Source organism: Tenacibaculum soleae (assembly GCF_001693415.1).
In the GTDB taxonomy this organism is placed as follows: Bacteria; Bacteroidota; Bacteroidia; order Flavobacteriales; family Flavobacteriaceae; genus Polaribacter; species Polaribacter soleae.
Genome location: NZ_MAKX01000002.1, coordinates 212061 through 224571 on the forward strand (window position 1 = coordinate 212061; position 12511 = coordinate 224571).

Annotated in this window: 12 protein-coding genes; 5 read left to right on the forward strand and 7 right to left on the reverse strand. The window is 28.7% G+C overall.

Going from position 1 to position 12511, the window contains the following annotated elements; all coding sequences use genetic code 11:
- Nucleotides 1–127: 127 nt before the first annotated feature.
- From BA195_RS08225 to BA195_RS14545, 4 genes are all read left to right on the forward strand, one after another.
- Nucleotides 128–2662, forward strand: a complete 2535-nt coding sequence (locus BA195_RS08225; RefSeq protein WP_068704352.1) for a DUF5916 domain-containing protein — start codon at nt 128–130, stop codon at nt 2660–2662.
- A gap of 91 nt (nt 2663–2753) precedes the next feature.
- Nucleotides 2754–3416, forward strand: a complete 663-nt coding sequence (locus BA195_RS08230; protein WP_068704353.1) for an ABC transporter ATP-binding protein — start codon at nt 2754–2756, stop codon at nt 3414–3416.
- A gap of 180 nt (nt 3417–3596) precedes the next feature.
- Nucleotides 3597–4358: a TIGR02757 family protein gene (locus BA195_RS08235; RefSeq protein ID WP_068704354.1), complete on the forward strand. Its 762-nt coding sequence runs from the start codon at nt 3597–3599 to the stop codon at nt 4356–4358.
- Nucleotides 4359–4360: 2 nt separating this feature from the next.
- The gene (locus BA195_RS14545) at nt 4361–4741 is read left to right on the forward strand and encodes a DUF6122 family protein (protein ID WP_084443130.1); all 381 of its coding nucleotides are present in this window, start codon (nt 4361–4363) and stop codon (nt 4739–4741) included.
- Nucleotides 4742–4862: 121 nt separating this feature from the next.
- On the opposite strand, the gene BA195_RS08245 is transcribed toward BA195_RS14545, so the two are convergent.
- The 7 genes from BA195_RS08245 to rimO form a co-directional block, all read right to left on the reverse strand.
- On the reverse strand, nt 4863–5600 hold the full coding sequence (locus BA195_RS08245) for a Dph6-related ATP pyrophosphatase (protein WP_068704356.1): 738 nt from the start codon (nt 5598–5600) through the stop codon (nt 4863–4865).
- Nucleotides 5601–5653: 53 nt separating this feature from the next.
- Nucleotides 5654–6565: an NmrA family NAD(P)-binding protein gene (locus BA195_RS08250; protein WP_068704359.1), complete on the reverse strand. Its 912-nt coding sequence runs from the start codon at nt 6563–6565 to the stop codon at nt 5654–5656.
- Between the two features lie 6 nt (nt 6566–6571).
- Nucleotides 6572–6961 (reverse strand): hypothetical protein, encoded by a 390-nt coding sequence (locus BA195_RS08255; RefSeq protein ID WP_068704361.1) that lies wholly within the window; start codon nt 6959–6961, stop codon nt 6572–6574.
- A 10-nt stretch (nt 6962–6971) separates the two neighbouring features.
- The gene (locus BA195_RS08260) at nt 6972–7886 is read right to left on the reverse strand and encodes a DUF6268 family outer membrane beta-barrel protein (protein ID WP_068704363.1); all 915 of its coding nucleotides are present in this window, start codon (nt 7884–7886) and stop codon (nt 6972–6974) included.
- 95 nt (nt 7887–7981) lie between these two features.
- Entirely contained in the window at nt 7982–8569 is a 588-nt protein-coding gene (locus BA195_RS08265; protein ID WP_068704365.1) for a Crp/Fnr family transcriptional regulator, read from the reverse strand.
- A 126-nt stretch (nt 8570–8695) separates the two neighbouring features.
- The gene (locus tag BA195_RS08270; protein WP_068704367.1) at nt 8696–10381 is read right to left on the reverse strand and encodes a hypothetical protein; all 1686 of its coding nucleotides are present in this window, start codon (nt 10379–10381) and stop codon (nt 8696–8698) included.
- A 118-nt stretch (nt 10382–10499) separates the two neighbouring features.
- A complete protein-coding gene (gene rimO, locus BA195_RS08275; protein ID WP_068704369.1) occupies nt 10500–11855 on the reverse strand; it encodes a 30S ribosomal protein S12 methylthiotransferase RimO in 1356 nt (451 codons plus the stop codon).
- Between the two features lie 406 nt (nt 11856–12261).
- Here rimO and BA195_RS08280 point away from each other — a divergent pair, with 406 nt between their 5' ends.
- Nucleotides 12262–12495, forward strand: a complete 234-nt coding sequence (locus tag BA195_RS08280) for a thioredoxin (protein ID WP_068704370.1) — start codon at nt 12262–12264, stop codon at nt 12493–12495.
- The last annotated feature ends 16 nt before the right edge of the window (nt 12496–12511 follow it).

Sequence of the window (12511 nt, forward strand, 5' to 3'; positions counted from 1 at the left end):
ATTAATTTAATATTTTAACTGTAACAAAGCTTTTTTTAACATGTCTTTACAGTAATTAACACTAATTTATGATTTAAAAGTTGATTTCATAAATATTTTTGCACTCTACTATACTATCTAAACAACTATGTATAAAATTAATAATTTACTAATCGCTATTCTATTTATTTATAAAGGAGTTAGTGCACAAGAAATTAATCAGACAAGAAAAAAAATTAATGCCACTCGTTTAGAGTACCCTCCTAAAATTGACGGTATTATAGATGAAGTTGTTTGGAAAAAAGCCCCTGTTGCAAAAGATTTTGTAATGATGCGACCCAATAATGGAAAACCAGAACCTGTTACGCATAAAACTGAGGTTAAATTTACCTACGATGATGATGCAATTTATATTGCAGCTTTAATGCACACACCTGACGGAAGTAAAGTCCCTGCCGAGTTTACAAATAGAGATCGATTTGGAAATTCTGATTTTTTTATGCTAATGATAAATCCTAATGATGATGGGCAAAACCCCACCATGTTTATTGTTACCGCCTCAGGAGTTCAATTAGACGCTAAAGTATCTAACAATGGTAATAATGAAGATTATAATTGGAGTGCTGTTTGGGATAGTAGTGTTAAAATTAACAAGAAAAACTGGGTGGTAGAAATGAAAATTCCATACAGAGCTTTACGTTTCGCAAACGAGTCTGTACAAGACTGGGGAATTAATTATCATAGAGATATTCGTAATTTGAATGCTCGCTATACTTGGAATCATATTGACAACACACAAGGTACTTGGACGCAATACGATGGATTAGTAAAGAATTTAAAAAATATTACACCTCCTACTCGTTTAAATTTTTACCCGTATGCATCAGCTACCACAACTACTTTTGAAGGAAAAACTGATTTTAACTGGAGTGTAGGAATGGATGTAAAATACGGTATTACCGAAAACTTTACTTTAGACGCTACTTTAATTCCTGATTTTAGTCAAGTAGCTTTTGATAATGTTACCCTAAATTTAGGGCCTTTTGAACAACAGTTTTCAGAGCAACGTCAATTTTTTACAGAAGGAACAGAGCTTTTTACAAAAGGACGCTTGTTTTACTCTCGTAGAATTGGAAACAGCCCTATTGATCAGTTTGCAAGCGAACGCGAAAACGACGATGCTTTTATTAATAACAAAAAAGTAAATGACGAAATTATTGATGCTCCTGAAAAAGTGCAAATGTTAAATGCCATTAAAATTTCGGGGAGAACAAAAGGTGGTTTAGGTATTGGTTTTTTTAACGCTATAACAGAGAAGACTGAAGCAACTGTAGAAAGAACTGAAAAAACAATCATTGGACTAGATACTATTACTAATACAAGTACTTATAAAACTACGGTAAATCCTTTTTCTAACTATAATATATTAGTATTAGACCAACAGTTTAATAAAAACTCATCTGTAACATTAATTAACACAAACGTTACTCGTGATGGCAGGTTTAGAGATGCTAATGTTACCGGATTACTATGGCATGTAGAGGATAAAAAAAGTACTTATAATGTTGACGGTTCTTTTAAAATGAGTGCTATATCTGATGATATAGACAACCCTAATACTGGATATACATTTGATACCAGTATTGGTAAACATGCTGGTAATTGGCGTGGAGAAATTGGTTATAATTTCGAAAACAAAGATTACAACCCTAATGATATGGGTATTTTATTTAGCAATAACGAACAAACTATTTATGGTTTTGCTGCATACCACCAACTAAATCCGATAGGAATTTTTAATAATTACAGAATAAGTACTTCCTATAACATTAATTTTTTACACAACCCAGGTACGTATACAGGCACTAATGCTAGCTTATCTTTTAGCGCACAAACAACCAAACGCTTTGGTTTTGGTGGAAATATAAATTTTAATTCTGAAAGAAAAGACTTTTTTGAAGCTCGTGAAGGAAGTACAAGTGGTATTTATTTTAAAAGACCTCAAAGAATAAACATCAACCACTGGGGCTCTACTGATTATCGAAAAAAGTTCGCCATTGATTATGATTGGTACTACAATTTTTTTAAAAACAACCCTAAAGAAGGCTATGGATTTAAAATAGCTCCAAGATATCGTTTCAACAATCAATTTTCTTTAGTTTATGATTTTAGATTTAATAAAACAAATAATGATCAAGGTTTTGTTAATAAGATAGATACTGATGACGTAAATGATAACAATGCTTTAGCTCCTCATTTAAACGAAATCGTTTTTGGGCAAAGAGATTGGACTACTTACAATAATTCATTAACAGGTAAATATAGTTTTAATGCCAAATCTTCATTATCACTTTCTTTTCGCCATAATTGGAGTAAAGTTCCGTACGAATCTCAATTTTATAGCCTAGATAAAAATAATGGGGAATTAATAGCTAATAATTATCAAGAAATTCATGATAAAAATTTTAATCGTTGGAATGTAGATTTAAACTACGTGTGGCAATTTGCTCCAGGTAGTCAAATAATTGCATTTTATAGAAACGCTATTTTTAATTCAAATGACCAAGCGCGTCATAATTTTGCTAACAATTTAGATCAACTTTTTAAAGAAGCTAACCAGCATACATTTTCAGTCCGTCTTGTTTATTTTGTTGATTATAACAATTTAAAAAATATTTTTTAAGAAGAAAAAACACTTAAAATTTAAAATCAGATATACTTTAAAAGTGTATCTGATTTCTTTTTTATACATTCGTTACACAGAATATAAAACTATGATTGTTGCTAAAAATATCCATAAATGCTATGGAGATGTTGAAATTTTAAAAGGAGTTAATCTTCATATAAAAAAAGGAGAAATTGTTGCTATTGTTGGGCCATCTGGAGCTGGAAAAACTACCTTACTTCAAATTTTAGGAACCTTAGATAAGGCTGAAAAAAAACAAAACTCCCAACTACTTATTAATAACATTTCTACAAACAATTTAATTGATAAAGAAGTTTCTTCTTTTAGAAACAAACACATCGGTTTTATATTTCAATTTCATCAATTACTTCCTGAATTTACAGCGTTAGAAAACGTATGTATCCCTGCTTTTATTGGTGGTAAATCAAAAAATGAAACTGAAAAAAAGGCAAAAGAACTACTTCATTTTCTTGGTTTATCTCACAGAGAAAACCATAAACCAAATGAGCTTTCGGGAGGTGAACAACAACGTGTTGCAGTAGCCAGAGCCTTAATAAACAAACCTGATGTTATTTTTGCTGATGAACCTTCAGGTAATTTAGATTCAACAGCGGCAGCAAACCTACATAAATTGTTTTTCGAATTGCGTGATAAATTTGGACATACTTTTGTGCTGGTTACTCATAACAAAGAATTGGCAAACATGGCAGATCGTACTTTAACAATGAAGGACGGAATTATAGTAGAATAATAGTAACCTTTAACCAACAACAAGTTAACAAATTAATTAAAACACTTTAGGTTAAAATTCTGATTATAAATAACAGCTATCATTTTCAGTTTTTATGCTATTAATCCTTAAGTATAGTCAAAAAGATTACCACTATGTCTTTTTTGTTTTTATTAGTTTTGATTCCAAGATAAGTTAATTATGAATAAAACTGAACTTAAAGAATTTCTTGACGAAAAGGTTCTAAAATATAATAATCCAGATTTTATTGAAAGTGATCCTATCCAAATTCCGCATCAATTCTCTTTAAAAGAAGATATTGAAATAGCAGGTTTTTTAGCCGCTACCATAGCTTGGGGAAATCGGAAAATGATTATACGAAACTCCTTAAAAATGGTCGATTTACTTGGTAATTCACCTTATGATTTTGTAATGAATCATTCCGAAGATGATTTGGCTAATTTTGATGGATTTGTCCACCGTACTTTTAACGCAGATGATTTTAAATTTTTTATAAAATCACTTAAAAACATCTATCAAAATCACAACGGATTAGAAGCCGTTTTATTAACAAAAGACACAGATAATTATAAATTAGCAATTCATAATTTCAAACAAATATTTTTTGAAATACAACATCAACAAAGAACCTTAAAACATGTTTCAGATCCTTTAAAAGGCTCAGCTTCAAAAAGAATTAACATGTTTCTTCGCTGGATGGTTAGAAACGATAATACTGGAGTAGATTTAGGCATTTGGAAAACCCACAATCCTGCACATTTACACTGTCCGTTAGATGTACACTCAGGAAATGTTGCTCGTAAACTAGGTATTTTAAACCGAAAACAAAACGACTGGAAAGCATTATCGGAGTTAGACATTACCTTACGTGAGTTTGATGTTAAAGACCCTGTTAAATACGACTTTGCCTTATTTGGCTTAGGAGTTTTTGAAAAATTTTAACAATGCAAACCTTTACACACTACTTTTTACATTTTGGTTTCCCTTTAATAATAGCCTATTTTTTTTACAACAAAAGTTGGAAAAAAGTATATCTAATCCTAGTAGCAACTATGCTGGTAGATTTAGATCATTTATTAGCAAATCCAATATTTCAAGTAGACAGGTGTAGCTTCGGTTTTCACCTTCTACACACCTATTACGCTATGCTTGGTTACTTAATTTTACTCTTTTTTAAAAAGCCCTATAACATTATCGCCATCGGGCTTTTACTACACATGCTAACCGATTTAATAGACTGTTTATTTATGTATAACCAATGTAAACCATGCTATTTAAACACCCCAGCAGAACCTATTTTAAAACTAATAACAAGCCTATTTTAAAATAATTTGAAGCTATTTCCCGCTTTTCGCACTCGCTTTTTTTTGAAGAAAAATCAAAAAAAGAGCTCAAACAAATGCTTCAATCAGGGCTAAAAATCTATGATACACGTTTAAAAAACTGCTATTCCTTTAAAATTAAATCACAATACCAAAAACTAGTATCATAATTTTTAACCTTTTCTTTAGTATTTGTATGACAATTTTGAGAATCATCTTTCTTTAAAGTATATGATTTTAAAAGCTTCTCACCTATTTCAAATTCAATCGGATTTTTAAAAATAGGACCATCAAAACAAAAAGTATGAAATTCACCGTTTTCACCGCAAACATCAACATCGTCTGGTAATTCGTTTATAAAATCTTCATCAATAATTTTACCAACAAACTCCTCCCCTAATTTTTTAGCATTCACACAAACTGTAATTGTTTTAAAACCCAAAGCCAAAAACTCTCTTAACAACTCTTTGGTATCTCTTTTCCACAACGGATAAACACCTGTAATACCTACTTCAGTAAGTTTTGAGTCTCTATACTTTCTTAAATCTTCTAAAAAAATATCTCCAAAAACGCCATAATTAAACCCTTGTTGTTTTAATTCATCCGTTTTTTTCTTCATTTTTTCATTATACAAATCCATTGTTACATCTGCCGGAAACTCAATTTTTTCTAACGGAATGCCAATGCTTTCAGCTTGAGCTTCTAATAAATTTTTATGAAGACCATGCATAGAAACACGTTGATAATCTTTATTTACATTGGTTATCAATTTTTCTATTTGATATTCTTTTTGCGTAAATATTTTATACAACGCAAAAGCCGAATCTTTTCCTGAACTCCAATTAAAATATGCTTTTTTCATAACCGTAAAGATGTAAAAAAAAACTTTTTAAAACTAAATTCACATTTTCTTTTTTACATAAAAAATCGCCATTTAGAAGCCATAAATAAATCACGCGACTCCTGTAAGTAAGCATCCATTATTCTAGGCTCACGTTTTAAAATTGCTGTAACGGTAGTATTTGTTGGCTCAGCATATTTTATAGCTAAAACATCTATTTCAACTAAATGTCGTGCCAACCAAGTTGGCAATTTAGCTTGCTTTGTTAACTTCTTCATATATTCATCTCTAGATATGTTTTCATAAACAACCTTTGCATTAGTAACATGTGATATTCTTTTTGCCATACTTTTATGAGATATTGCCTCTGGTCCTGAAATAGGAATAGCTTCGCCTTTTAAACTTGTTGGTTTTAATAGATAATGTACCGCTATATCTGCTACATCTCTAGCATCTACATAATTTCTTTTAGCATTTTCCATAACTCCAAAAATTTTACCAAAATGTTTAATTGTAAAAGTGTTTCGTTGCCAATTTTGCATAAATGAATGTGGTTGTAAAAGGCAATAATCAATACCACTATTTGCTAACTTTTTCTCTATCTTTCTATGCCAATCACCTACCTCAACGTACACATTATTTGGTAAAACGGGTGCTGATAATTTTACAATTCTTTTAATTTTTAACTCCTGTGCTACTTCAATTATATTTGTTTCATAACTTACTTGATTAGGAGAAGTTGCTGTTAGTAAAAAAATAGCATCAGAATTAATACAAGCTCTTTTAATTTCCTGTTTTGACTCTAAGTTTACCGCAATGTATGTAACCGTGTTATGCTCTCCACTTAAAACAATCGGAACCTCTCTTGTTGTATTTCTTAATATTCCTCTTACAAAACAGTTTTGCTTATTCAGTTGTTTTAAAACTTCAGTTCCTACAGTACCTGTTGCACCAAAAACAACAATAGTTGGTGTTTTTAAATTCATTGTATTTTAATTTTTAAAAGAAAATTTCCAAGTGGTTATTATTGCTCCTAATATTGATGAAGGAATAATATCTAACATATAAGCCTCTAAGTTGGTTAGTTTAATTATTACTAAAGAAAAAACGACCATTAATACTGTCATTACCATTATTCGTACATATTTATTTTTAGGAAATTTTTGCACAAACTTCATTTGTTGTAAAAGTAGGTGTACAATTATTGTTGCCACTAATGATGGTATTGCAATACTTGTGTAACTCGCTTTCATTAAAATCGGATTATTTAAAATCCATCCTGAAAACCAAGACATTACTAAAGGAAAAAAATAAGCAGGAATTGCAGCTAATAAAAATGCCTTTGTTGTAAAATTACTAACTGTTAAATGTTGATTTTTCATATCTTAATAATTAGCGAAATGGGTTAATTTTTATTCCAACTGACAGGTAAGTTCTTAGCGAAGTATTGTACTTATAAATTTCATTCTCATCAACATCTTCAAAACCATATTTTTCGTAAACAGAATGTGATCCTCTAACCATAAGACCAATATTTTTTGTTAACCAGTAATTATACTCTAGCCCTACAGAAACTGTTGTAAAAACAGATCTATCAACTATTTTTAATCTAGGTTGGTTTTCTAATAAAGGTTTATTTACACTCACAGTAAAATCATTTAAATCTCCCAAAACTTTAAGAGCATGTTTTTTATTAAAATTATATTTCACATAAGTATTGGGTAAACCAATGGCAAAAGTGATTTTATTATTAATGTTACCCATAAAGTTTACTACTGGATTTATTGTTGTTTTACCAGACAATGTTAAGTAGCCAACACCAAAAGTTAATACATAATAATTATTACTTCTTTTGCTACTAAACCTTTTTTCAGCAAATAAAATTCCATTAATATTTAAATCATCCGTTGTCATCTTCTCATTAAAATTTGCAACGACATGCGGCATAAATAAAGCGTTTACCGACCAATTTCTTGAAATTCGATACTGAGCTAATAAACTATAATTTACATTGTAATATTTTTCTTTGTCTCTAAGAAATGGTAATTTATTATCCTTATAAATTATTGAATGATAGTCCATCCCAATAGTGTTATATAAGGCTAGTTTATTAAACGTTATTGGAGTTATGCCTAACTTGGTACTTATTCTTTGATAATCATACGATGAGTTGTCCTGTATTTCGGGGGTATAATGTAAATAGAATAGATCTCTATCTTCATTTAAAACAAAAACATCTCCCGTTACTTGTCCATATATTTTACAGATAAGAAACAATGCTACAATTACTATTTTTTTACGAATCATTTTATTTGTATTAATTAAATTTAATACAAATATTACCCGAAATAGCTTTTGTAAAATTACCAAATGGTAATTAACATATTTTTAATTTATTTTTTTTAGGAAGTTTGTAGTCGTTTTGCTGTACTAATCTCTTTTCTAATTCTGCTAAGAGATTGTGGGGTGATTCCTAAAAATAAAGACAAATCTTTTAGTGGAACTCTAAATACTAAATCTGAACGTTTTAATAAATCTAAATATCGTTCTTTTGCTGTTAAAGTTTGAAAGTTATGTATGCCGTATAATACACTAGCAAATGCATCTTCCCATACTAATCTTCCAAATTTTTGCCAGAGAGGAAAGCGGTTGTATAAAATTTCCATATCGTGATGAGATATACTAAACAACTCAGTATTTTCAATAGCTCTTATATAAGATTTAGAGCGCTTTTTATTTTTAATTTTGGTTATATCTCCTATAAATTCATTTTCAAAAGCTAAATACCTTGTATACTGAACCTCATCTTTAATTTCATAAATAATAAGTCCTCCTGAGGCTATAAAGTAGTAATCAGTTACCACTTGCTCCTTTTTCATTATAAATTTATCTTTTAATAACGTTTTACTTTTAAAAAAAGATAAGACTATATCCAACTCTTCTTTTTCAAGAGTTACATAGCTATTTATATATTTAATTAACCTTTTCAAGATAATCGATTTAGGTTCTTCTTGTTTTTTACTAAAGATAAATGTAAAAAAAATAATAGTTTGATAAACAAAAAACCTGCTAAAAGCAGGTTTTTTACTCGATTTATTTGAATAGTAATATAATAGTTATTTTTTTATTGTTAAATACTTTAATAATGAGGCGGTTTCTCTAGCATTTTCAATAGTATTACAATAAATAGTTACTTTATTGGTATACTTTTTAATTTCGCCATCTACATAAGTTTTAATTATTTTTTCTTGATAATTAGTAAAAAACTCAACCATTACCTTTTTACTAGATATTTTAATTTTTACCGATTTAGAGTTTATATCTGATAAATTAAATTCTTGAACATTATTTTTCGATTTTTTATCTGATACCTCAATATTTGTAAACCTTAAAGCATTATCGCCGTCTTTTTCAATAGGTTCTAATTTTTGTTCGTACGTTAATTTAGCTAATTGTACACTTTTAATATTACTTGTAAGCTTAGTTAAAGCCTCGTTTTTTGATGTTAAACTTGGTTGACTTTTGTAAGCTTTACTACATAAACTTACTATTTTTTTTAAAATATATTGAGTATAAAGAGCATCTTCGATACTACTACAACTTATTACAAAACTATTTGTATAATTTTGCAGTACATCGTTTTTAATTAATTTTATAAATTTTTGCTTTGCTGTTGTTTTAACGATAACATAAACTGAAATTCCTTTTATTGCTACTTCAATATCTTCTTTATTTACATCAATTAAATTAAAATCATATAAATAATCATCTTTCTTTTTACTTGTCTCTTCAATTTTTGTGTAAGTTGTAACACAATTTGGTATAAAAGATTGTTGTGATGTTAGTTTTAACGTTGTTATTACATTTACTTTTTTATTAATTAAATTAACCCCTTCTTTAACAGTGTTTATTTTAGGTAAACTTTCTTTAAAGCCTTTTGATGCTAAAGGTATAATGTCTTGTAAAACTTTTTGCAAATCTCTAGCATTCTCTACGCTGCTACATTGAATTTCAATTTTATTAATATAACTTTTCTGAGCTCCGTCTTCAATAACTTTAATTGTTTTTAACCTTCTTTTTGTTTCCAACTTTAAAACAAAATCACTTCCGTTACTTTTAAAGAAAATTGAATTAGGGTTTATATTTGACAAGTTAAACTGATAATGAATTGTTTTACTTGATTTACTTTTTGATAACGTACTTACAATTGTTACATTACCAACTTCTGTTTGACTTAATGACAATGATTGCGCATAGGTTTTTTCAATCAAATCTACATTAACGATATTTTTAGTTAGCCATGCTAAGCGATCGTCATAATTATTTAAACTCAACCTGTTTTTTACTATTTCATGACTAACAGGTACATTTTTTTTTAACAACTCTGTAAGTTCTCTTGCATTGTCAATATTAGATGCGTAAATATTTATTCTATTTAAATAAGAAATTTTTTGATTATCTATTACTTCTTTAATTATCTTTTGATTTTTATTAGCAATCAATTGAACCTGAATAACATCTTTTGATGTTACTGGTTTTATTGTATTTATATCTATATCAGCTAAATTAAATTCGTACGCTTTTTCTTTTACTTTTCCTTTAGTGTCGGTTGCTATTAAATTAAATTTAATAACACCAGGAGTTTCAGAAATTACCTCTTGTGTAAAAGTTTGTTTTGAATTTTGTACCGTTTGTATCTTTGAAGATAAATTATTTAATGTTGTGTTAAACGCTGCTTCTTGTGAAAAAACTGTTGTTGTAATTAATAATAAACTACATATTTTTAAAAAAAAATTATTCATGTTTATTTTTTATATTTTTTATTTTCTCAAATATACGTTTTCCTTTTACCTCTAAAAATACTAAAAATTAGGTATTTATTTGCAATAAAAAAATCCTGTTAAAAACAGGATTCTAAATTTATTTATTTCTTTTTTGATGTAAACTAAGTGGCTTTTCAGTTTTTGTTAACGGTTCTCCATACAAATCAAAATCGCCTGCTTCATTAATTTTTATATCAATAAATTCGCCTAGCTTTATATAGTGTTTAGTTGCGTCTACAATTACATCGTTATCAACATCTGGTGAATCAAACTCTGTTCGACCATAAAAATATTCTCCATCTTTTCTATCAAATAAACAACGGAACGTTTTTCCTACTTTTTGTTGATTTAGTTCCCATGAAATTTGAGATTGCACCTCCATAATTTCATTTACTCTACGAAACTTTACATCGGCAGGCACATCATCTTCTAAAGTAAAAGCACCTGTATTTTCTTCATGTGAATATTCAAAAGCCCCTAAGCGTTCAAAACGCATTTCTTCAACCCATGCTTTTAATTCTTCAAATTGTTCTTCTGTTTCACCAGGATACCCAACAATTAAAGTGGTACGAATCGCCATATTAGGTACATACTCGCGAAACTTATGAATTAAGCTTGTTGTTTTTTCGTGAGTGGTACCACGCTTCATCGATTTTAAAATCTCGGTATTGATATGTTGTAGTGGAATATCTAAGTAATTACAAACCTTAGGCTCATCTCTCATTACATCTAACACATCCATCGGAAAACCAGAAGGAAATGCATAATGCAAACGAATCCACTCAATACCGTCAACCTTTACTAATTCTTTTAATAAATCAGCTAAGGCACGTTTTTTATAAATATCTAATCCGTAATAGGTTAAATCTTGTGCAATTAACATCAATTCTTTAATTCCTTTTTCAGCTAATTTTGTAGCTTCAATAACAATTTCTTCAATTGGTGTTGATTTATGTTTTCCTCTCATTAAAGGAATTGCACAGAAAGAACATGGGCGATCACAGCCTTCAGCAATTTTTAAATACGCATAATGTTTTGGTGTTGTTGTTAAACGCTCACCAATTAACTCATGCTTATAATCTGCTTCTAAAACTTTTAACAATTCAGGTAAATCATGCGTACCAAAATATTGATCTACATTTTTAATCTCAGCTTCTAAATCTGGTTTATAACGTTCACTCAAACATCCTGATACAAATACTTTATCAATTTCTCCAGCTTCTTTACGCTGTGCATAATGCAAAATAGTATCAATACTTTCTTCTTTAGCTTTACCTATAAAACCACAGGTATTAATCACAACAATATTACCTTCATCATTTTTATCTTCATGAACAACATCTTTTCCGTTAGCTTTAAGCTGGCCCATTAAAACTTCACTATCGTAAATATTTTTAGAACACCCTAAGGTAACTACATTTATTTTGTTCTGCTTTGGTGATTTTGTGCGCATTGTGCTATAAAAATTTAGTTTGCAAATATACAGTTTAATTAAAGACCTTACCTATTGTTTTTTACTTGTAAATTTATCGCTATTATAAAATTTACACTTAACTAAAAACATATTTAAATACCATTTTATCTGTTCTTTTATTTACTCTTTTATCATATTATTATTTTTAAATTACTTAATAAATAATACTAAATGGTGTTTTTATTTTAAACTTCACCACACACAACAACCAATCAAACTACTAATAAACAAACAATTATTGTTATTATATTTTAATAACTGATCTTTTTTTGATAAAACACAAATTAAATAAATATGGTAATTATTTTTTTAGTTAGGAATACTAACTATATTTGTAGTATGAATTCATAACATAAATCATTTAATAATCATTAAAAAAAAACAGATGAGTAAATCAATTTTTTATCACGCAGGTTGTAGTGTATGTATTAGTGCAGAACATGATATTATCGAATTAATTGGAAAAAATAACGTAGAAATTGTTAACATTGGTGAAGACAAATCAAGAATCAATGAGGCGGAATTAGCCGGAGTAAAATCTGTTCCGGCATTATTAACTCCTAGTAAAAATGTATTACATCTTAATTTTGGAGCATCTATAACAGATGTAAAAGGTTAATAATAAACATAAAGTA

Bases quoted from the DNA above. Each gene is read 5' to 3' on its own strand.
- BA195_RS08225 (WP_068704352.1), top strand. From the start codon at position 128: ATGTATAAAATTAATAATTTACTAATCGCTATTCTATTTATTTATAAA.
- BA195_RS08230 (WP_068704353.1), top strand. From the start codon at position 2,754: ATGATTGTTGCTAAAAATATCCATAAATGCTATGGAGATGTTGAAATT.
- BA195_RS08235 (WP_068704354.1), top strand. From the start codon at position 3,597: ATGAATAAAACTGAACTTAAAGAATTTCTTGACGAAAAGGTTCTAAAA.
- BA195_RS14545 (WP_084443130.1), top strand. From the start codon at position 4,361: ATGCAAACCTTTACACACTACTTTTTACATTTTGGTTTCCCTTTAATA.
- BA195_RS08245 (WP_068704356.1), bottom strand. From the start codon at position 5,600: ATGAAAAAAGCATATTTTAATTGGAGTTCAGGAAAAGATTCGGCTTTT.
- BA195_RS08250 (WP_068704359.1), bottom strand. From the start codon at position 6,565: ATGAATTTAAAAACACCAACTATTGTTGTTTTTGGTGCAACAGGTACT.
- BA195_RS08255 (WP_068704361.1), bottom strand. From the start codon at position 6,961: ATGAAAAATCAACATTTAACAGTTAGTAATTTTACAACAAAGGCATTT.
- BA195_RS08260 (WP_068704363.1), bottom strand. From the start codon at position 7,886: ATGATTCGTAAAAAAATAGTAATTGTAGCATTGTTTCTTATCTGTAAA.
- BA195_RS08270 (WP_068704367.1), bottom strand. From the start codon at position 10,381: ATGAATAATTTTTTTTTAAAAATATGTAGTTTATTATTAATTACAACA.
- rimO (WP_068704369.1), bottom strand. From the start codon at position 11,855: ATGCGCACAAAATCACCAAAGCAGAACAAAATAAATGTAGTTACCTTA.
- BA195_RS08280 (WP_068704370.1), top strand. From the start codon at position 12,262: ATGAGTAAATCAATTTTTTATCACGCAGGTTGTAGTGTATGTATTAGT.